The organism is Sphingobacterium sp. DR205 (genome assembly GCF_011064245.1).
GTDB lineage: Bacteria > Bacteroidota > Bacteroidia > Sphingobacteriales > Sphingobacteriaceae > Sphingobacterium > Sphingobacterium athyrii.
On sequence record NZ_CP049333.1, the window covers coordinates 1722169 to 1745148 of the forward strand.

Consider the following 22980-nt stretch of genomic DNA (forward strand, 5'->3'; position numbering starts at 1 on the left):
AATAATTTGATTGCCAGATTAAGTCTGATGAGGTTTTTATTAACCCAATTTTAATCCGTCAGCGGTCGAAGGAAAAGTGAGTAGGAGTTGGGGGTATGATCTGCTGCTCCAGTGGACTGATACTACTACTACTTTAAGTAATTTGCAAAAACAGGCAATAAGAGATTTGACACTTGCGATGGAAAAACTACGTTAATTGCTATATCAAGGGCATCTATATTAACAATGCCTTGCAGACATGTAATACGGCTATTGATTCAATGCTATAACGGCAAGTATTACAGGCCTTCCAATTTTACATATATAGAGGTTTTGTCTTATTTATGAAGGGGTTTACAATTCGTTTAATGCGATTTATGAACCGTTGGGGGGCTCTAATAATATGGAAGCGGCTGGTAACTCGATATATCCAATTTCGGTGGAACTCCAGATATTAATAGCATATTTTGTAACAAGGCCTTGATATAACATGTCGATTTTAGAGTTTATCCAAATAGCTTTTTAGCTTGTTCATAAATGAACATAAGTTGTCCGATTTTGAACAAGCTTTAAATATATGACATGTTTAATTTGTTCATTATAAGTTTCTTGCGTTTTTGGCGAATGAGTTGATTTAGTAATAAAATGAAAATTAAACTAAATTATAAGTTTTACGTTCTCCTTGTTTTATTTCTGCTTTCAGTTCAGTTCTTGCCTGCCCAAGTTACTCGTTCCGATTACGATTCTTTTATGAAAGAGTTTCAAGGGCTTTTCAATGAAAAAAAATCGGGTGAGATCTATGGGCGATCATCTGCCATCTATCAGGCTAAAATTTCAAAAGAAAAGTTTTCACTGGGTATGAAGAAATTTGTGGCAAATGTGGGCGCAATGGAGCAGTTTTCTTTTGTTGATTCGACTGCCAGCGGATACAATTATACCATTAAATTTGAAAACTCTGACCAATTATTTTCTGTTCTGCTCGATCATGAAAAGCGGGTCCTAAGGATGAATTTCAAAGAAATTCCATTTGTCATACAAGATAAGAATTTCGTGGTCGGGAGCAATAATCCATTAAAAGACTCCATAGATTTACTGGTTGAAAAATTCGTCAGGCCGTATATCCAAAAGGGCGCTACCGCAGGTGTTATGTTAGCGGTAATTAATGGAAAGCAGCAAAGAAAATATAGTTATGGGACTATCGCTAAGACAAGCAATCAACTCCCGCACGCTTCTAAAAGTATTTTTGAGATCGGTTCGGTTACAAAAATTTTCACCTCACTTTTATTGGCAAAAGAAGTAGTTGGCGGCAATATGCAATTGGACGATCCGATCAGTAAATATTTGCCCGATTCTATTCCTCGTTTAGCATGGCGTGGTCATCCGATTTCACTGGTGCAACTGTCCAATCATACCGCGGGATTCCCTCGGCTCCCGGAGAATATTTTTACGACCAATGTTATTCTGGCTGATCCATATAGTCATTACACGGTAGATTCGCTCTTCCATTTTTTGAAAAAATATAAAGTTTTGTCTCAAACCGGAATCAAGTTTTCTTATTCAAATTTAGGCGCAGGTATATTAGGTGTAGCATTAGAACGCCATAATAATAAAAGTTTTGAACAGTTGGTCATTGACAATATTTGTATGCCCCTGGGAATGAAAAATACATCATTAAAAGATGCCGGTGCCATACAAGGATACAATGAAAAAGGAAGACCAACCTCGTATTGGCACTTGGGATCTTTGGCGGGGTCTGGGGCCATAAGATCGACATTGGATGACATGATTACTTTTATGGAGGCACAGTTAGGTTCCGAGAATAAACTGACAAAAGCCATTCATTTGACCCATCAGATAACTTTTGTGGACAACGATCAAAGTATGGCGTTGGGTTGGCGTATTAAAAAAGCTGGAAACAGAAAGATATTTCATCATTCTGGAGGTACAGGCGGATTTAGGTCTTTTGTTGCATTTGATGATAAATCCCAAAAAGCAATTGTTATTCTGTCCAATGCTGCCTTAGATGTCTCGACTATCGGATTTTCGATATTTGAACATTGCTTATAGCATAACTGAGCCCAATGTACCAGCACATAAGCTTTTTTCCAGTTTATAGCGCTGGAACATGGACTTTGTCGTTACCTTGTTTTTAGAAATCAGCAATAATGATCTTTTTCATTCCCATCATTTTTTTGAATGCACCGGGTCTTTTGTTGAGTTCCGCCCAATTTTCAGGAGAAACCTGCCAGCTTAATCCGTATCTGTCTTTCAGCCAGCCACAGACGCTCTCTTGTCCTCCACCCGATGTAAGTGCTTCCCAATAGTAGTCTATTTCAGTCTGGTCTTTGCATGGGATCATCAGCGAAATAGCTTCGTTAAATTTGAATATCGGTCCGGCATTAATCCCGATGAAACGCATTCCCAGAATCTCAAACTCAACGGTAAGTACTTTCCCCGCGAAATCCTTCTGGAAATCAGCCAGTCCTTCGGTTTCTGAATTCGGGTAATAAGTAATATTGATGATCTTACCATCTTTGAAAACCGACAGATAAAATTCTGCGGCTTCCTGTGCGTTGCTGTCAAACCATAGGTTTGGAATTATCTTTTGCATAGCTTTTATATTTTGGTTATTTTTTTATTTTCTTAGGACCTGAAAGATCGACTATCCCCAGCTGTTTAAATTTATGTCAGGTATCTTCCGGCGATTTTTTAAAATCGGTAAACAAACAATTGAGGTTCTTCTATTCATCCTATCTAAATTTTGATCATTTACAGTCTTACAAATTTAAACGATTTGTTTTTCGGTCAACTTGACATAGGAAAAGAATTTATACAAGCTTTTCAAAAACCGCATGAGGGGTATGAAGGTTTTGCCCTCAAACTGGCGTTTGATACACCCGACAACAGTTTGGAGCACATTTGGGTAGGAAATCTCAGCTATCTAAATGGTCAATTTACGGGTGTTGTCCATAACAGCCCCGTCTCTACAAAAGAGGTAGCTATCGGTGACACCGTTGTCGTTGATAAACAAAAAATATCAGATTGGATGTATCTGGATAAAGGAGTATTACGCGGAGGATATACGATCCGCGCCATGCGTGACCAGCTGTCAGAAACGGAAAAAGAAGAATTCAACAGATCGATCGATTTTACGATAGAAGATTAGCTATTGTTCCAGCCAGTGAATACCTCAAATGCAGACCGAACAATGCCCTATTGTTGTTTTGCGTATAAAATTACCATGTGCCATAAATATTTCAATTACTAATTAAGTTGGTGGCGAATAATGAACCTTCCGTATTGTTCATCTACTGACTTTACAAGGCCAAATTAGGACAATATAGCGCTGAGTGTTAGGTAGAAACAGCGCTAGTGATATGGCAGAAAGCGGAGCGGAGTTGACTTATAGCAATTTTGATGCGATTGATCCTAAGAGTTTAAATTTATATAATAGCTCAATTAGAAGTTGATACAAATTTTGTTTCTATTGTCTTTTTAATGTCATTTTATTGGTTGTTTTTTGTGATTAATGCAGTTTAAATGCATTAAACGAGTCTGTAGTGCTTCCACTACAGAGATTGATTTTTTTTTTATCAAATTTTGTTTCACTATGAAAAACTAATATAAACACACTATGTGGGACAAAAAAAAGAGAATCCTTGTTGTCGAAGATAATGAGATTCTGTTGGGCACCATGCAATTTGTTCTTTTACGTGAGGGGTATGATCTACTCCTAGCCAAATCAGGCAAGGAAGCTCTTACTCTGGTCTCGGACGAATCAATTGATCTGGTCATTACTGATCTGGCACTACCCTTTGCCAATGGTTTTGAAATTATAGACCGGATCAGAAAGAGCAATACAAATAATCAGGTACCGGTTATAATTATTTCGGGCTATCACGACGACAACAGTATTGTTGAGGGTTTTGAAGTGGGGGCAAACGATTATATGAAAAAGCCTATATCGCCAACCGAGCTGATTTCACGTGTACGTTTGAGAATTGGCCATGCTTAGCACATTGGTACATATCATCCGTGATATTCGCGCCTTTTTTGAAGGTGACGGCTGGGCGGTACTTGTTACCGTAGCCCTGCTTTTGAGCGTGTTGTTTTGGACTATTTGTCTAATTGGCATCGCCTTCTTTTATTACCGTGATTATCGATATCGGAATGTCTATTCCCGTATCTATCCGGCATTAAGGGATTTTATCTATGAGCAGATTTTGGTGAACAACAGGGCCAGTCATTTCCCTGTGGATAAATTGGGACTGGACTTGCATAATAAGCTCGTAGGTAATGTGGTCCGGCATATTATACACGAGTTTATCTTTACCGTCGGCGGAGAGAAAGGGCAGAGTCTGCGGCGTCTTTTCAATGAGTTGGGCTTTGATAAAGAAGCGCAATATGAAATCAGACATTCGGCCGCAAACATGGTGACAACAGTGGGATCTCTGGCCAATTTGGCCTTGATGAAGGTACCCATTCAGGAAAAGATCCTGGATCAGCTGCTCAAAAGCCCTCAGGTTGAAATCCGTGTCGCAGCATCTAAATACCTCCTGCAAGTAGAAGGCGAACAGGCCTTTGACAGGGTATTTGAAGGACTAATTGGGATCAGTCAGCTTCAGGCGCTCGATATCTTTCAGACGGTTGTTCAGGGAGACTATTACGGTAACTATATGTTTTCGCAATGGTTGAATGTGTCAAAGTCCTTTGCCGTTAACAGCTTGTTCATGGACCTGATGGTCTACTATCAGGAGTTAAACGAAGCTGGGCTCTGGGCATTAATTACTGCCAATAAAGAATCAAAAACTGCTTTAAAAGCCATTAACTCGTTGGGAAAGCTATTGGCTAAGGATAGTGAGGAGCGATTGCAGGATTTATATACAGAGGAAAGCAGCTTGGCAGCCAAGCTGGAAATACTAAAGGCACTCGGCCGTGTCGGACAAGGAAAGTCCATTGATTTTCTGAACCGATTGTTTATGGACAGCAATTTGCCATTAAGCCTGCGAAAACATGCTTATCGCTCATTGGTCGCTCAAAGGCCTTACAGTATACCGCTTTTGCGAAAAATAGATGAACAGGTGGATCGCGTAGAAAGTAAACTCATCCGCTATGTTAATCACCCAATGGTCCATTACATTTAAAGAGTTAAAAGGAAGGGGTTTGATATGACACATTTTATTTCTTCAGTAGAGTTTGTTTTTGGATTGTACTGTCTTTTGCTGCTGGTCGTATATGTGATGCTGTTTCGCATGTCATGGCTATCAATTCGTAGGAATCTCCAAAAACACAGTTCTAGACATGTCCAGACGCTGATGGAATCGGAAATTGCGCCAGGGGTAAGTATTGTCGCACCTGCTTATAATGAGTCAGTGACTATCGTTAATAACGTGCGTTCATTGATGACGCTGTTTTATCCGCGATATGAGGTGGTTATCGTTAATGACGGAAGTAAGGATGATACTTTGGCAAAACTGATCAAAGAATTTGATCTGGTAGCGGTCGATTTTCTGGTCGATTATTTGGTTCCCTGTAAGGAAATTAAAGCCATTTATAAATCGCGTGATATTTCCCATAAACACCTGACTGTCGTTGACAAGATAAACGGTGGAAGCAAGGCTGATGCGGTCAATGCAGGGATAAACGTTGCGGCTTTTCCGTATATATTGAATACAGATGTTGACTGCGTGCTTGCCAATGATACACTGGTATATCTGATGGAGGCGGTATTGGACGCTAAAGAACGGGTCATCGCCGTGGGGGCCACTTTACGGATGTCCAATTCAAGCTATGTGGACTCAGGGATGTTGGTCGAAGCAGCCTTACCTAAACCCATCTTGGCGCGATTTCAGGAGATGGAGTATATCCGGTCATACCTTCTCGGTAAAATGGGATGGAATTACCTGAATTGTATCCCCAATGTATCTGGTGGCCTTGGCTTATTTGACAAGGAAATTCTTATCATGGCGGGTGGGTATGACCCAAAATCCCTAGGAGAGGATATGGAGATGGTGACCAGGATGTGTATGAAGATGTGCGACAATAACGAAAAATATGAGGTCAAATATATTCCCCAGACATTATGCTGGACTGAGGGACCGGATAGCCTTAAAATGCTGACCCGACAGCGGATCCGGTGGGCTAGGGGCTTGATGCAGATCATGCGCACCCATCGCAGGGCTTTCTTCAATCCCAGCTATAAAAGGTTCGGGCTGGTCGTATTTCCCTACAATGCCATTTTTGAATTCTTCGCGCCGGTTATGGAAATTCTGGGTATTTTCTTTTATATCTACCTGATCTTGACAAATGGTATCAATTGGCAGATGGCCATCCTGTTACTGATTTTCGTATATGCGTTTTCGGTTTTTTTAACCAGCTTTTCGATCTTGTTGGACAATTATGTCTATAAGTATTACAAGCGCAGGGAGGATATTGTCCGCTTATGCCTTACTGTATTTTTAGAACCTTTTATATATCATCCGATCATTGTGTACAGTTCCATAAAAGGATATATACAGGAGCTTTTCGGTAAAAAACATGCCTGGGGAGAAATGAAACGCAAAGGTACCTTAACAGCCTTATCACCGAATGGGACTAAAAAATAGAGCAATGAAAAAATTATTGATATTGATGGTCGTTTTCTGGCAATCCTTGTTAGCATATACCATTTCCGCACAGGTGATCTGGCAAAATAAAAAATGCGATGTGGATAGTTTGGTACCGCAGGCAATCAGCTATCTGCATGAGGGAAAGCTTGATCAGTCGGTTATGCTGAGCCGCACCGTGTTGGCAAAATACCCGCAGTACACCGATTTTAACTATATTTTGGGACTGAGTTATCAAAAGATGGGCCGGGGAGATTGGGCTGTTCCGTATTTCGAAAAGGTAATGGCAAATGATGCGAAGTATAAAGACTGCTACTCGCCCCTAGCATTATTGTATGAAGCGAAAGGCGATCTAGACAAAGCCGATAAAGTTTGGCAGCTGGCACGCACGCGATTTCCTGATGATATGGAGCTGGCAGCTGCTTACCGGGAATATGAAGCTAGGAGCATGCGAAATGCTGTCAACAATAACATCGACAATTGGTACAAAGAAGGCCTAAAATGTATTGCACGTGGAGAGCTGCAAAAAGCCATATCAATTTCGGACAGTATGCAGCGGGCAGATGCTGGCGATAACCGGTATTTATACCTCCGCTCCAGTGCTTATATGTCCGTTAACGACTATAATAAAGCCAAAAGTGGCTATGAGATGCTTTGGGATAAAGGGGATAGTACCGTGTTTATACAAGAACAGTTAGCGAATATCGCTGTTGCAAATAAAGATTATCAGACCGCTCTGACCTATATGCAACGACTGTCGCGGCAATCACCGCAAGTGGAACGTTATCGCCAACAGGCAAAAGTCTACCGGGAAAATTTACCCTATAGCTTCTATGTTGGCTTAAATCATACCCAAAGCGCACAAGATAGGCCCAACGGACACTTCTTTATTTCTGGAGTGGAATATGGGAAGAAAGTGGGCACAAAGGGTATGTTCATTGGTCAGTTTAACTATGGAAACAGAAGAGGAGAAAAAGGGTATCAGGTGGGATTGGATGCTTGGTTGAATTATAGCGCAAAAATATATGCCTATCATCATTTGTCTTGGGCCGATGGAACAGTATTTCCGACATGGCGGGCGGCATATAGTCTTTATCGGGAGGCCGGCCCCTGGCTCTTTGATGTAGGCGGGCGTTACGTGCGATCGGCAGACCATACCGGCAACTATGGCATGGTGGCCTCGGTAGGCCGGTATCTTGGGCCGACCTTTGTCTATCTCCGGGGATTTTTGTTGCATGATGAACAGCGTTGGAATCAGGCCTACTCGCTGGCAGTAAGGCACTATTACAATAGCGAAAAGCCTAATTCTTATGTCACCGTCATTGCTAATATCGGAACATCTCCGGATGATCCTTCTCGGTACCAATTTTTAAACAACAGGTTTGGTTTTTTGTCACGATCAGTCAACGCCGGATGGCAACATCGTATCGAAAGCTGGGGATTTACGCTTATGGGTGGATGGAGTTATTATAAGGTGGCTGAAAACAGATTTATCAATCAGTATGATCTGAATCTTTCATTAAGGAAATATTTTTAATATGTGGAAGTATATGTTAGCGCTGCTTTTTTTCACAACAATCGCTCAGGCTAAAGAACGGATTACATTGGTGAATGAAGGTGTGGCCAATTATGTTATCCGTACTGACCAAAACAACTCGGCCCTGCTGAAAGCAGCAGCGGTAATCAACGAATTTACCTTATTGAGCACGGGGACAGGCTTTGAATTGCAGGCCCGGGAACAGGATCGGCCGGCAATTATACTGGAGCAGGTGCCACTAAGCAAAAGCTACCCGGAAGACAGCTATTCAATACAGTTTAAAGGGGCTAATATGTATATTAAAGGTAGTGGAAAAGGGGTTCTTTATGGCGCTTACCGTTACGTGAGAGATATTATCGGTGCAAAGAAATGGTATACCGGTAGGGAGAATACCTTCGTTCCCGAGTTGTCTTCGCTAGTGGTGGATGCCGATTTTCACGTTTTCGCGAAACCTAACTTCCAGTTTCGCGAAGTTTATTTCCCGATCGAATTGGATCAGGAATATTTGGACTGGTATGGGCTGCATAATTTAGAAGAAAAATGGGGCGACTGGGGACACACCTTCAACAAGATATTACCGCCATCCGTGTATTTTAAAGAACATCCCGAATACTACTCGCTGTATCATGGGAAAAGACAAGCTACCCAGCTCTGCCTTTCCAACGAAGCTGTTTTTGAACATACCGTTGCATATTTCAGGCAAAGAATGCTTGAAAATCCGCAAGCTAAATACTGGTCGATAGCGCAAAATGATGACATTGGTAGCTGCACCTGTGATCGCTGTCAAGCGATTGATAAACGCGAAGGCGGAGCCCAGGGGTCATTGATCTATTTTGTGAATAGAGTAGCCGCTAAATTTCCGGATAAGCAATTTACAACGCTCGCATACTTACAGACAGCGAATGCCCCCGCCCATCTACGCGTGGCGAATAATGTTTCGGTGATATTAAGCAATATTGATGCTTTTCGTAAAGGTGATATTGGCAACGAACCTTCTGCAGCGACATTCCGCAGGCAGCTGCGTGATTGGAAATCCAAAGCTGCACATGTCTTTGTATGGGATTATTTAACACAGTTTACAAATTATCTGGTTCCTTTTCCTATTCAGGGAACATTGCAAAAAAGTCTGGGTTATTTAAAACAGCAAGGCGTGGAGGGCGTGTTTTTGCAGGGTGGGGGTGCTAGCTATAGTGATATGGCTGAACTAAATGCTTATATTCTGGCCCACCTGTTGTGGGACAATACGATCTCTGAAGAACAGCTTACGGATGAATTTGTAAATGCTTATTATGGCAAGGCCGGTCAAGCTGTCAAAGCCTACCTCAATGCTCGGCGAAAGGCTCTGCCTGCTGCCTCATCAGCGCTATCGATCTATGGAAATCCCATTGATAATAGGAAGGATTATTTAAGTCCGGAGCAAATGGATCACTATAGTACATTACTGGAAAAGGCTGAAATATGGAGTGAAGGCAACCTGGTATTGGAACAACGTATCAGACGGTTGGGACTAGGTCTGGATTATACCTATTTACAACAGGCCCGGTTTTATGGACCACGGCAACATGGGATATTTAGCAACGAGAATGGAGAGTGGCACGTAAGGCCGAATGTACAGCGCAAACTGCAACAGTTTGTTGAAGATGCCAAGAAACTCGGCGTAGCTGAACTTGCCGAGGGCGGTGCCTCACCCAACCAATATGCGAAAGAATGGAGCGAGATATTTAGCACAGGAGTACGTGTGAATAAAGCTGCTGAAGCAAAAATGACGATGAAATACCCTTTTGACCCTTCATTCCCTGCCAACGGTATGCAGACCCTGACTGATCGTGTCCCCGGCTATCTGGATTATAGCTATAATTGGCTCTTATGGACTGGAGAACCTATGGAGATTGCCTTTAACTTCGAAAAGGCAAAAAAGGTGGAGGCTATAGAACTCAATTTCCTTCAGGATGCACGGCATTGGATTTTTATTCCAAAAGAGATCCGTATCACGGCTTCAAAAGATGGTGAAAATTTTAAGGAGTTACTTTCCTCTAAAATTGAAGAAATAGACGAGGACTATACGGTGCAGAAAGTCAAATTTAAAGCTCCAGTAGCGGATGATGTTAAAATAATTCGCGTTTATGCCTTACCATTTTCCTCCTTGCCAGAATGGCGCTATCATCCCACACGAAAGGTCTCTATCGCCTGTGATGAAATCTGGGTGGACTAACATAAGAATGAAGATGGTTCAGACGTCCACTCTTATTCGATTTTAAAGATAGCAATGCCAGGTATAACATTTTGTTTCAGTAAGATTAAGGTCGATTTGAAAAAACTGTGGTATAATTTTCAGGTATGTACACCATCTTTATTAACTTTTCTATTTTTGGGGAAACTTAGACACCCGTGAAAAGATTTTTTATTCTATTCTACCTTTTATTTACGCTAACAGTAGTGCATGCGCAAAAATCCTTGCTTTTTGGAAGTATAAAGGATTCTATCTCAAGTTTGCCAATCTCTTTTGCTACTATCGCTGTCCTCGATATGGATGGTCATGTTGTCGATGGTGCGGTTGCGGATTCGATAGGTGGTTTCCGATTTTTCGATCTGAAAAGAGGACAATATGCTATTGTGGTTAAATTTATTGGTTACCGCCAGAAAAAACTAGTAGTGGACTTCGATGGTAGAAGCCAGACCAATCTAGCTGAAATCGCGCTTGTCAGTACGGATCAGCGGTTGACCGAAGTAAAGATTACCGGAGAGCTTGCTGCGCAGAAGCACTCCGCTGATAGGCAGCGCTATCAGGCTAGTCAGTATGGAAATGCTGTTGGCGGTACAGCTTTGGATATCGTGAAAAATCTACCCTCGGCTGCTGTGGATGGGAATGGCAATATAAGCATGCGCGGGAATACGGGCATTATTGTACTTATCAATGGTAAACCTTCCTTGCTAGATCCTGCGACAATATTAAGCCAGATCGCAGCTAATGATGTAACCGATGTAGAGTATATTACCAGCCCTTCAGCTCAATTTGATCCTGATGGCAAAGGAGGGATTATCAATCTCAGGACGAAAAAAGCTTCATCGGATGGATTTGCTTGGATAGTTAATCTCCAAGGTGGATTGCCGAGTATAGATAATCATGGGAACAAGAGGAGGCAAAAACGATTTGGTGGAGATATCTCCTTTCAGCTAAAAAAAAATAAGCTCGAATTGAGCGGCTCGGCCAATTATCTGCGCAACGACAATGCTGGTTTCAGAGAAGGTAGCGTTTATACCATTATTGGCGACCGGCAGACGTTCTTTCCATCTAAAGGCGAACGGAGTTTTGACAAGTATAATTTTGGTCTCAGATTGAATGGTTCATATGAACTATCAAAGAAACAGCAAATTAACTTAGGTATGTTGGCATCCCGGAAATTTCAGGACCGACTGGCCGATATCGATTATACAAATCGAACAGTTCGTCCATCAACAGGTGAAGAACTTTCAAAAATAAATTATTTCAACTCCAATCTGCAGAATAAACAGGGAGAATTTTATCTTATCGATTTCAATTATAAGTACAAGTTTAGTGATACCCATTTATTGCAGGCAGGTGCTATTTATGAATACGCCAATATATATGGATCGACCAAGAACGCGAATATCGAACATCGGATTGATACTGTCCAATGGACAAATAACAATTATACCAATCCTTTAAACGGGCTACGGATTTCAGTCCAACATCAATGGAAATTGTCGCATGGGGAGCTATTGAGTGGTTATCAACTAAGAAATGATCGGCAGAAAGGTAACTTTGAATATTTTGCCACGGAAAAGCCAGGTGAGGCAATTAAACTTATACCCGAATTTACAGGAAAGTTAAATGCAAATAATACGGTGCATGCTATTTTTAGCCAATATGATCATAAACTTGAAAGAACGCAGTTGTCACTTGGACTTCGTTATGAATATTATCAACGTGATGTACTGTTAGTCAATACCGGGATGGAATATCCATATTCCGTCCACCAATTGTATCCTACGCTCAATTTAATGCATAACCTCAGCGAGGATTGGTCCTGGAAATTTGCTGCTGCCCGTCGAGTTCAACGAAACAATAATTTTGAGCTAAATCCCATACCCGAACGCGAACACTCGGAGACATTGGAACAAGGAGATCCCAACTTGCTTCCAGAATTTACAACTAATGTCGAGACTGGTATTGTGAAGAAGTTAAAAACAGGAAGTATATTCTTAAACACCTACTACCAACACACGAAAAATCCGATCCAACGGGTCAATTCGGTGTATGCAGATACAATACTCAATCGGGTGTTTACCAATGCCGACTATGCTACCCGTTTGGGGGCGGAACTGGGAGGGGAGGGAAAGCTTCTCCCTTGGTTAAGAGTCAACGGTGGACTTAACCTGTATCGTTATAAGATATCTGGACGAGTGCTTACTTATCAGGAGACAAACAGTAATAGTGACTGGGTCTATTCCCTGAACGCTGGGGTTCAGGCAGATCTGGCCAAGAATTGGAGTACAGGTTTGCAGGTAAACTATCTCTCAGAAAGGCCTACGGTACAGGGAAAGGATTCCAGGTTTGTCGCCCCCCACTTTAATCTGAGCAAGGCTTTTTTGAAAGGAGCAATTAAAGCACAGTTTCAATGGCAGTTCATTGAACTTGGTAAATGGGGAGTCAATGAGCAGCGTATTACGACATCCTCAAATGACTTTTTCACCACCACTAATTATATTTACGAAAAGAATATATTGATGCTTAACCTCAATTTTAATTTTTATAAGCTGAATCAGCTTTTGAAACTGCCTAAGAGTGAGTTTGGCGAAAAAGAATTTTAGTTATGTTGTCTCTTGAATTCGGAAGGGGTGAAGTTTGTGTATCGCTTAAAGTATTTTGAAAAGTTTGATTTATCGGAGAAACCCAAGACAAAAGCAATTTCGGCGATTGAGTTGTTGGTATAGAAAATAAGCCTTTTCGCCTCTTTGATAATATAAGTTGCCAATATCTGAGAGGCCGTGTAATTGGCATTTCTCTTGCAAGCTGCACTCAGATTTTGAGGACTTGTGTGGAGCAGGCCTGCATAGTAAGCGACATTGTTTATGATTTTCGAATCAGTATTTAACAGCTCAATAAATTTTACATACAGGTCGTTGGAGACCGATGTGGATTGCTCCGTCTTGCCAATATTTTCAAGAGTTTTAGCTAAAAGTGATTTAAACAATCCCTCCTGACATATTTTGTTTTCTTCCTGTGATAGCAATTGCAGAAGGGTCGGAATGACTTTATTTTCTTTTAGGTAAAGAATGTCAAATTGACTGATCTCATCGACTAACCTTGCGATTTCAAGATCTAAGCTCTGTTCTACGAAAGATTTTTTTAGTAAGAGCACATAGCCCTCGATTGGAACCTCCAATTCCCAGCAATGTACGGATTCCTTGCGAATAATCAATATACATGGCGTCTTAACTAGGCTTTTGCAGTTGTCAATAAGCTGTTTTCCAGATGTTTTTGATAAAAACACCAATTCAAGGTATCCATTGTGCCTATGTGGTTTGGTTATGGCTTTTGAATTGTCAAATGCAACAACCTTTAATAATTTTTGGGGTTCGAGTTTATCTTTTACGATAATTGTTTTGCTAGCCATGTAAGTCATTTGAAAGGTAAAAATAAAATAAATCCTCGTGTTTTGTGGTATTGAAGGAAATTGTCCTAGATCAGGCCTTAAGCATCACCGTAGCCAGCTAGGACTTCCTTATTGTTATTTTTAATTTCATAAGTTATTCTTTGCATCTTGAACCCAACCCTTTAGACTTAATAATGTCTGGAGAGGAATTTAAAAAAAATGATTTGAGAATAGAAAATGAAGTTATTTTATCAATAAAAACAACAATGATAAATCTAAATTCCGTTCATTTGTTAATGAAAGTTTATACATGATATCATTTACCCTATAGTTTTGTGCTGTGACTAAAATAAAGAGAATAACTCCAACAGATTTCAGGGGGCAGTTTATGTCAGAAATGTCAACTGACTTTGCAATTTTAAGAACACCTGTTCAGATACATGATATCGGAAAAACATCTGGTTTCATTAAAGTCCCCACGCCGTTACATAGACCCGAGTTCAACTTCATTGTTCATATTACAAGGGGAAGCGCAAAACAACAGGTAGATGCTAATTTGGTGTCAATAAAAGAGAATGAAATCTTATTTGTCAGGCAAGGAAACGTAACTTCATTAAAGGAGGTCAGCCCAGATGCTGCGGGATACATGATTTTATTTGAAGATCAGACACTCAGTCAATTGTTGTCAAAACAGGAGCTCATTAAACTCTTTTCTGCGAATACAATTATTCATCTGTCAGAGGAGAGTAGCGTATGGTTAACATCTCTGTTTGAACTATTGAGCATTGAGATATATTACCCAAATCCGAATCTTGGTGTTTGCTATTCTCTTTTGCAGGCAGGACTACAGAAAATTCTTACCTCAAGTAAAGAACTGAATAAAAGTATAAATCGGGGTGCAGAGATTACTTTTAACTTCAAAGAGCTGGTTTACAGATACTATCTGAAACATAAGTCAGTCTTATTTTATGCCGGCGAGCTGTCTGTTTCTGAAAACTATCTCCATAGATGTGTCAAGGAAACCATCGGTGAAAGTCCAAAGGAATGGATCAATAAAGTTAGTGTCCTGCAGAGCCAGCTGCTTTTGCAGGACCTGACCAAGAGTATTTCTGAAATTGCTTTTGAGCTCAATTATGGCGATCCTAGCTATTTCGGGCGTCTATTTAAAAAGATAACCGGAGTAACCCCATCCGAATATAGAATTGCCTTTATGCAAGATTTGTCCGAGTAAAAAGTGGTTTAGTTTTAAAGCAATGCATGTTTTCAGTCCACCTTTGTATTATTAAATTCAAAGAAAATGAAAACACTAATCGCTATTAGAAACCTTGGCATCAGAACTGACCTCCAATTTACTTCCTATTGTAAAAACCGGATGACACCCAGATGGTCATATCTTGGTATTTTTATTTTAACGCTCCTCTTTTCAAATAAAAGCAATAGTCAGATCATTCAGGATGTTGGCGGTATTGCCACCACTGTCCATGGTAAAGCTAACTTTAAAGATCTGCCTTCAGAAAGTTCCCTTTCAGGAAATAAATTTCAACTGAAGACCTATGATGCCTGGCTGCCTATTCCTCCTTTAAAAATTGGCAGAACAAGCGTTTTTAGTAATCTGAATTATCGTTTAATGGATTTCAATTATGGCAACGAGACGATAGAAGATCCAAACCGGATTGAAAGAATTCATGAGATAAAATCAGTAATTATTATCCGACACCCCATTTCAGGCAAATGGTCTATTTTGGGAATAGCAATGCCAACCCTTGCTACGGATTTTAAAAAATCGCTCTCCTTAGATGACCTGATCCTGGACGGAATACTTGGTGTATCGAAAAAATTTGGGGCTGAATCGAATCTCGAAATTGGATTTGGTGTTCATGCTTTACATTCCTTTGGCGAGACTTTAATTACTCCAGGAATATCAATTGATTATCGGAGTCCAAATAACAAATGGTTAGCCCAGTTTTATTGGCCCAGATTAAATGTGCTTTATAGTGTGAGTGCAAACACACAGGTTGGTTTAGCGGGGTCAATAGATTGGACTCGATTTAATTTGAAAAATTATCGTGGTTACAGTGGTAAGGAAGTCGATTATGCGCAATTCTCCACTATACATGGTGGCCTACAGGTACATCAACGCCTGATAGGAAGAATCTGGCTTCAGGTACAAGGCGGTATGGGACTTTTGAATCGTTATGAACTGTTCGACATCAATCAAAAGACAGTCAATGATTTCTCTATTTCCAACATGGCATATGGAAAAGCTGCACTGAGCTACCGTATTGGCAGGAGATAAATGATTAAACCAAAGAACCTTCAGGCGATTTAGTACAAATTCCTTTGCAACGTAGAGGGAATGTTGAAGACATTGTTTCTGTTGTCGTAGCTATTTTAGATTCCAAGTGGACCACAGGAACTATTATACCAGTGGATGGTGGAATCTCTATTTCTTAGACACAATTAAAAGACGCAGAATCACGATATATAGTGATCATTCGGGTGATATCACTTTATTTCAGGAACTATTAAATGGTTGTAGTTTTTTAAAAATCTGATTATTAAAGAGTTGTTTCTTTTGGCCTCACTGTTGTCTCAGTCGCCATATACAAAGAATTGATAAACTTTAAATTTAAAAACATGAAGATTTTAGTTATTGGAGGCACAGGATTGATCGGAACAAAAACTGTAGCTAAGTTGAGAGCACTCGGGCATGAAGTTATTGCAGCATCCCCTAATACTGGTATAAATACGATTACGGGCGAAGGCTTAGCAGAAGCTGTGAACGGAGCCGAAGTGGTGATTGATCTTGCTAATTCACCATCATTTGCGGACAAGGATGTGATGGAATTTTTTGAGACTTCTGGGAAAAATTTGTTGGCAGCCGAAATTAATGCTGGAGTTAAACACCATATTGCATTGTCTGTTGTTGGTACGAGCCGCCTTCAGGCAAGTGGATATTTTAGGGCAAAACAAGTACAAGAGGATCTTATTGTCAAATCAGGCATTCCCTACACGATCATTCATTCCACGCAATTTTTAGAATTTTTAGGCGGTATCGTTGCTTCTGCACAGGATGGAGATGTGATCAATCTGTCGACCGCTAAAATACAACCGATCGCAGCTGAGGATGTTTCTTCTTTTGTTACCGAATTCGTACTTGGCCAGCCTATGAATGGAATCGTGGAAATTGGTGGCCCCGAACAATTTGAACTTGCAGGCCTGGTGCAACAATATTTGATCAAAACAGAAAATTCCAAAAAAGTTGTTGGAAGTAAGGATGCCTTATATTTTGGTGCGCCCTTGGAAGAATTAACTTTAGTGCCTTCCGCGGATGCAAAATTGGGTAAGCTAACCTTTGAAGAATGGTTTCGCCTTAGTGCTCAAAAATAAATATATTCCGATCCAAGGGCAGATAATGCCCTTGGATTTCGAAGCCTATCTATCCCTTCTTAAAAAGATTATAACTATGAAGAGTTTTTATAACACCTTTACGAGCTCTTTGGGCCGAAAATTTACAATGGCATTGAGCGGACTGTTCCTTATCAGTTTTTTGTTGGTGCATATGTCGGTCAATGCACTCATATTTTATAATGATGGTGGAGCAACGTTTACAATTGGCGCACATTTTATGGCCACAAATCCCGTGATCAGGACCTTGGAAATCGTTCTTATTGTTGGATTTGTTCTCCATATCGTGCAAGGGCTTCTATTATGGAAAAAAAATAGAGATGCGCGCCCCATTAAATATGCTTATCCATTGGCTACGCCTAAAATAAAATGGTATAGCAAGAGTATGACCTTGCTGGGGACACTTTTGCTTCTGTTTTTAGTGATACACACCTCCAACTTTTGGATACCAAATCGTATTCACCAGTTTCGTTATGATGAGGAGCTGCCACTTTATGATTTGATGCTGGAGAAGTTTAGCAACCCGCTGGAAGTGTTGGTTTATTTATTTGGTTGTGTCTCCTTATTTTGGCATCTCTTGCATGGTTTTACCAGTGCTTTTACTTCGCTCGGTATATCGCATCGTCGGTACAATGGTTTTATAAAATGGATGGGAACGAGCTTTTCAGTAATTGTGCCCCTTATATTATTCTTGATGCCACTGTCAATTTATTTTAAGTGGATAAATTGATTACTCAGAATTGCGTATATTCGAATTATAGCCAACTACATAAACGCATGAGTAAAAATGTAAGGGTACCGTCGTACCGCACTTCTGTATATCATGAAAGCAAATAAAACAACCAGTCCTAAAAATGAGGTGTCCAAGCCGAGTATCGCATATTACCAGAAAGAGCGCGAGATACTATTAGCATTGGGCAATGATCTAACAAAAGTTCGAGACAAAAATGATCTCATTCGGCTTTTTAAGGAAGGCATAAAAGGCTTATACTTTATTACCCATACCATTGTTACGACCATCGATTACAAAGACGATACTTACAGTCCCTTTCTACTTGACAATGACGGATCCCCGATCAGGGATCATCCACGTTATGCAGAAATGATAAAAGCCCGTTTTCCCCTTAATGAACCATTTATTCAGGCTGTATTGAATTCAACCGAGCCAGTTTCATTTGTGTTATCGGATATTATGGACGATCCGGGAAGCCCAAAATTTCTGCGCGTCAATTATGAAAAAGGTGTACGGGAAATTTTAATGGCCAAATTGATGCGTGAGGGACGTGCTATTGGCTTCCTTCATATTTATACCGATAAAATAAATGGCTTTAGCCAGAATTTCAGAGATGTCATCGTTGGTATTATTCCCCAAATATCGAGTGCAGTTTCCAATATCATAAAAAACGAAGAGCTACTTAAAAGGGAAAAGGAGAAGACTTTTCTGCTCGAATTCAGCAGCCGAATGGCCGCCGTTCGGACGAAGCAAGAGTTAACGGAGACTGTTCGCGATGTATTGAAGCAACTTAGTCCGACGGGAAGTTTTGTCATTCGACGAATCTGTGGTGATTCGAAATCTTTTACAGAACCCTACATTTATGATTTCGGAACGCATCCCGTACCGAAAAACAAAGTGGATTGGTTCCAACAATTGCCCCTCAATGATGGTTTACAGAATCGTATTTTAACAAGTGCGATTCCTTTGTTATTTGATGTAGACCGGGAGGTGCAGCGTGGTATTTCCTCAGGTTATCTCCATTATTGGAAGTCATTGGGGATAGCGACATTTACAGGGATACGCTTGCGGAATGGTGAGACCAATTTAGGCCTGTTGTTATTGGAGACTGCCGAAATCAATATCCCCTTACTCCAGAGCATTTGTGCGCAGATCTCAACAGCGATTTCCAATACGCTAGCTAATGAACAGCTGGTTAAAAAGCAGCAAGAGCAATCTTTTTTATTAGATTTCAGCAATGATATTACCCAGCTGAGGACAAAGCAAGACCTTCAGTCAGCTATCAGTAGGGTTCTGGATAAAACCCTGTCCACAAGATTATCCATGATCCGTGTGATCGAAGCCGATGGTATCCACCTATCTCCTTTTATGTATGATGCCGCGCTGTTTGCCGGTGCAAAATCCGATTTTGATAAATTAGCGAACAATCTTATTACAGTCAACGAGCTATATACTGCCCAAGTATTGGCCAGCAAGGAGGGGCTTGTGTTCAATGTTGAGGAGGAAATTAAAAAAGGAAACGATTATGCCCGGTTATGGAAGACCACAGGGCGAAGGAATATGTATGGTCTGCCTTTGCGGATCGGTGACAAAAATATCGGTACGATATGGTTGCTGGCGGACCAGCTCAATAAGATGCTTATCAAAGGCATTTGTTCACAAATTTCAATTGCCATTGACAATATCCGTGCTAATGAGCAACTATTGGCCTATAAAAAGAATCTGGAAATAGAGAATGATTACTTAAAAGAGCAGATCAAAACTATTTACAATTTTTCTGAAATCATCGGCAGTGGAGAGTCTATGCAACACGTATATCACCTGATGTCGCTCGTTGCGGGTACAGCTACTACCATCTTGATTACAGGTGAAACCGGGACTGGAAAAGAGCTGGTCGCCCGGGGTATCCATATATCCTCGGATCGAAAAGATAAAGTCATGGTCAAGGTAAATTGTGCAGCTCTGCCTGCCCATCTGATCGAAAGCGAATTATTTGGACACGAAAAAGGCGCATTTACAGGCGCCGTAGAACGCCGTATCGGTAAATTTGAACTGGCGCACCAAAGCACACTTTTTTTGGATGAGATTGGAGAACTTCCGTTAGAAGCGCAATCAAAATTGTTGCGGATTATTCAGGAACGCGAACTGGAAAGGATCGGTGGGCAGCAGACCATAAAAATTGATGTCCGACTTATTGCAGCGACCAACCGTAATTTGGAAGAAGAGGTAAAGGCAGGACGTTTTCGGGCCGACCTGTATTTCAGGCTCAATGTATTTCCGATACACCTACCACCACTACGGGAGCGGCTGGAAGATCTCCCCCAGCTTACCGACTTTTTTATGCAGAAATATAGTCGCAATACAGGGCGTAAAATGAAGAAAATAGGATCAAAAGTAATTCAGCAATTGCGTAGCTATAGCTGGCCCGGAAATGTACGTGAACTCGAACATTTGATTGAAAGGACAATTCTTTTGACCACAACTGCAGAGATTGATTATGTTTATCTTCCTAAGGTGCATGCTGAATCTGGACAGGAAGAGCTGCAGTATTTAAATTATTCACTCGATGAATTGGAGCGCAATTATATTATCCAGGTTTTAAAGCGTTGTTCCGGGAAGATTTCGGGACCGGGAAGTGCATCAGAAATTCTGCAGATTCCCGGCAACACTCTACATTCAAAAATGAAAAAACTAAATATTCGAAAGAGCGAATATTTTACCTGATTGATTATCATTATTTTTAATAAGACATTGAACGATGTACATTGGAAGAACCTATAAAATAACCGAATTTCTTTTTTGGACGCGACGAAATCTGTTTTTGTTGCTCTTGATCAGTATTGTTCCAGTCTTGATGTATGAATTATTGGGCCTTCAATGGCTGGTAGTACCCTGGCCAATAGTAGCGTTTTTAGGAACAGCAACAGCCTTTGTCGTCGGATTTAAAAACCAACAGACCTATAACAGGACGTGGGAGGCACGTGACATTTGGGGGCTGAAGATCGGCATGAGCAGGGCTTGGGCAATAATGTGTCGCGATTTTATCAAAGACCGCGATATTGCGCGGGAGATTGCATTTCGCCATTTGGCATGGCTCACATTGCTGCGGTATGAGTTACGCTCCAAGCGGGCTTGGGAAAATATTGATAAGTCTTATAATCGCGAATACGCTAGCTTCTATACGATTCCAGAACGGGAAATAGCCTTATCAACAGTACTACAAAAATATATTCGTCATGAAGAACTTGAAGAAGTGATTTCCTCCAGTAATCCCCTGACACAGCTGATGAGTCTACAAAGCGCCGCACTGGCGAGGTTGTCTGATACCGGTGCGCTTGATAATTCCCGTTTTTTCGAACTACATAAATATTTGCGTGAATTTTCTACCTTACAAGCGAGAAGTGAAAAAATAAAAAATTTTCCTTACCCAAGGCAGTATGCCACTGTTAATCGGATATTTGTTTGGCTTTTTTGTCTTCTGCTGCCTTTTGCTATGTTAAAGGAGTTTAATTCATTCAATGAATTTACAACTGGATGGATGAGGGGCCACATGGTGTGGCTTGTCATCCCTTTCAGCATGATAATATCCTGGGTATATACATCATTAGATCAAGTGGGAGAAAGTACTGAAAATCCTTTTGAGGGCGGCCCAAATGATATCCCTATTTCGCACATATGTTATACTCTTGAAAATGAGATAAGAGATATATGGGGAGATGCGAGACCTGCACAGACCATTGTTAATCCAAATAATATTATTATGTGATAGGAACAGAAGATCTTCATATTCCAAAAATTTAAATTTAGAAACGATTGATTTCATTGATCAAGTTGAATTTGTTAGAAAATCTTGTGAAAACTAACCTCAAAAGTTGAATTCCTTTATGAATTGTCGCTTTCATTTACAAAGCGCTTATCAGTTTACGCTCGACAAATAATAAACTAGCCTCAGCGAATTGTAACTGTCCTGACAAAATGCTTAAAAAGTACTTATTTTAGTGAAAAGGATGTGTTGGATTACAGCGTAAGTAAAGCCAGTCAATGAAATTTAATGAATAATAGATGATGAATAGACTATTCCCAATATTAGTTTCGGCAATTTTATTTTCAAATTGTCACAACGATTCGAAACCTACGCCTGATAGGATGAGCGTATCGGAACAGCAAGCTGTTTTAGATGCGTTAGGCAGTCACATGCATCCTAGCATTACCGATCTTACCGAAGCAAAGCGTATTCCGGCCAATCAGTTTTTATTGGCGAGCTATTATCCATTGACTCAAGCGGAAACTAAGGCCATGGAGCTTGCATCTAAGCAACAAGGTAGCTTTGCAACGGATTTAGCAGATGAAATACATTGCACGCTCACACATGTTGAGCTTAGGAATGAAAAAAACGAAGAAGTGAACTTGATGGATACCGTTCAAAATCCATTATATCTGCAACGTTTTGGTCTTTGGGACTATGATCATAAACTCTGTCAAAATGTAGGTGTAATGATACAGACCAAACAATTTTTTTCTAAATTAAAAGGTTCGGTACAGCTCAAATTACAAATTGATCAAGGGCCTGAAAAGCTTATTGATATCCCAATAGAAATCAGTATAAACGATACCTTAAAGTAGCTACTTTAGGGTAAAAGGAAATTTTCCAATTCCATTAAAACTAATCTCTTTCTGAAAAGAAAATTTAATAATAGCCCGATGAACCGCTACCCGACGGATAAACAGTACTAAATCGCAAGAGATCGTTTTTAAGTTGAGCGCTGTTAATTCAACTATTGAGACCAGCTTGTTTTCTAAACCTCTCGAATTCGAGGGGTTTAAAATTAGGGTTGTATATACTATAAACTTTCTAATACTAATGATTACTTTGTTTCGACAATGTCCTGTAGCAGCCTTTCTCAGTGCTTCGGCACCAGCTGTAAGTAATTGTTCCATTTAGTGACCTTAAAATTACCTATGTAAAACACGTAAATTAGAAGCTGAAAAAAGGGAAATCCCTATTCAATGCATCATTAAATCCAAAGTCTTCTGGCACATTGAAGGATAGGTATTCAGCAAAAGTTCCATTGATAAATTATAAATCCAACGTTAAAACTA

The 22980-nt window shown here is 40.4% G+C and carries 18 protein-coding genes; 15 read left to right on the top strand and 3 right to left on the bottom strand.

The features are described 5' to 3' along the window. Nucleotides 1-624: 624 nt before the first annotated feature. Entirely contained in the window at nt 625-2046 is a 1422-nt protein-coding gene (locus G6053_RS07250) for a serine hydrolase (protein ID WP_165305978.1), read from the top strand. Nucleotides 2047-2128: 82 nt separating this feature from the next. Here the strand turns inward: G6053_RS07250 and G6053_RS07255 are convergent, their stop codons facing one another. Next, a complete protein-coding gene (locus G6053_RS07255; RefSeq protein WP_165305979.1) occupies nt 2129-2590 on the bottom strand; it encodes a VOC family protein in 462 nt (153 codons plus the stop codon). Nucleotides 2591-2740: 150 nt separating this feature from the next. On the opposite strand from G6053_RS07255, the gene G6053_RS07260 reads away from it, so the two are divergent. The 7 genes from G6053_RS07260 to G6053_RS07290 all read left to right on the top strand — a co-directional run bounded on the left by G6053_RS07260 (nt 2741) and on the right by G6053_RS07290 (nt 12954). Continuing rightward, entirely contained in the window at nt 2741-3145 is a 405-nt protein-coding gene (locus G6053_RS07260; RefSeq protein WP_165305980.1) for a DUF2314 domain-containing protein, read from the top strand. A gap of 468 nt (nt 3146-3613) precedes the next feature. Then, a complete protein-coding gene (locus G6053_RS07265; RefSeq protein ID WP_108632712.1) occupies nt 3614-3994 on the top strand; it encodes a response regulator transcription factor in 381 nt (126 codons plus the stop codon). Then, on the top strand, nt 3987-5123 hold the full coding sequence (locus tag G6053_RS07270) for a HEAT repeat domain-containing protein (protein WP_165305981.1): 1137 nt from the start codon (nt 3987-3989) through the stop codon (nt 5121-5123). The genes G6053_RS07265 and G6053_RS07270 overlap by 8 nt, the downstream gene beginning before the upstream one ends. A 24-nt stretch (nt 5124-5147) precedes the next feature. Further along, the gene (locus G6053_RS07275) at nt 5148-6584 is read left to right on the top strand and encodes a glycosyltransferase family 2 protein (RefSeq protein ID WP_108632710.1); all 1437 of its coding nucleotides are present in this window, start codon (nt 5148-5150) and stop codon (nt 6582-6584) included. Between the two features lie 4 nt (nt 6585-6588). Next, nucleotides 6589-8121: a YaiO family outer membrane beta-barrel protein gene (locus G6053_RS07280; RefSeq protein WP_165305982.1), complete on the top strand. Its 1533-nt coding sequence runs from the start codon at nt 6589-6591 to the stop codon at nt 8119-8121. A 13-nt stretch (nt 8122-8134) separates the two neighbouring features. Continuing rightward, the gene (locus G6053_RS07285; RefSeq protein WP_165305983.1) at nt 8135-10333 is read left to right on the top strand and encodes a DUF4838 domain-containing protein; all 2199 of its coding nucleotides are present in this window, start codon (nt 8135-8137) and stop codon (nt 10331-10333) included. A gap of 176 nt (nt 10334-10509) precedes the next feature. Beyond that, nucleotides 10510-12954, top strand: coding sequence for a TonB-dependent receptor (locus G6053_RS07290; RefSeq protein WP_165305984.1), 2445 nt, complete (start codon nt 10510-10512; stop codon nt 12952-12954). Here G6053_RS07290 and G6053_RS07295 read toward each other — a convergent pair. Then, entirely contained in the window at nt 12951-13760 is an 810-nt protein-coding gene (locus G6053_RS07295) for a helix-turn-helix transcriptional regulator (protein ID WP_165305985.1), read from the bottom strand. The two genes, G6053_RS07290 and G6053_RS07295, sit on opposite strands and share 4 nt — an antisense overlap. A gap of 367 nt (nt 13761-14127) precedes the next feature. On the opposite strand from G6053_RS07295, the gene G6053_RS07300 reads away from it, so the two are divergent. The 7 genes from G6053_RS07300 (at nt 14128) to G6053_RS07330 (ending at nt 22503) form a co-directional block, all read left to right on the top strand. After that, nucleotides 14128-14970 carry a helix-turn-helix domain-containing protein gene (locus tag G6053_RS07300; protein WP_206531882.1) on the top strand — a complete coding sequence of 281 codons (843 nt, stop codon included), beginning with the start codon at nt 14128-14130 and terminating at the stop codon, nt 14968-14970. 66 nt (nt 14971-15036) lie between these two features. Then, nucleotides 15037-16035, top strand: a complete 999-nt coding sequence (locus G6053_RS07305; protein ID WP_165305986.1) for a DUF6268 family outer membrane beta-barrel protein — start codon at nt 15037-15039, stop codon at nt 16033-16035. Nucleotides 16036-16376: 341 nt separating this feature from the next. Beyond that, entirely contained in the window at nt 16377-17129 is a 753-nt protein-coding gene (locus G6053_RS07310; protein WP_165305987.1) for an SDR family oxidoreductase, read from the top strand. A gap of 76 nt (nt 17130-17205) precedes the next feature. Next, nucleotides 17206-17877: a succinate dehydrogenase cytochrome b subunit gene (locus G6053_RS07315; protein ID WP_165305988.1), complete on the top strand. Its 672-nt coding sequence runs from the start codon at nt 17206-17208 to the stop codon at nt 17875-17877. Nucleotides 17878-17970: 93 nt separating this feature from the next. Then, entirely contained in the window at nt 17971-20604 is a 2634-nt protein-coding gene (locus tag G6053_RS07320; protein ID WP_165305989.1) for a sigma 54-interacting transcriptional regulator, read from the top strand. 34 nt (nt 20605-20638) lie between these two features. Then, entirely contained in the window at nt 20639-21646 is a 1008-nt protein-coding gene (locus G6053_RS07325; RefSeq protein WP_165305990.1) for a bestrophin family ion channel, read from the top strand. Between the two features lie 296 nt (nt 21647-21942). After that, nucleotides 21943-22503 (top strand): hypothetical protein, encoded by a 561-nt coding sequence (locus tag G6053_RS07330; RefSeq protein WP_165305991.1) that lies wholly within the window; start codon nt 21943-21945, stop codon nt 22501-22503. Here the strand turns inward: G6053_RS07330 and G6053_RS07335 are convergent, their stop codons facing one another. Then, complete coding sequence (locus G6053_RS07335) at nt 22504-22818, bottom strand: hypothetical protein (protein ID WP_165305992.1); 315 nt, start codon at nt 22816-22818, stop codon at nt 22504-22506. Nucleotides 22819-22980 lie beyond the last annotated feature (162 nt).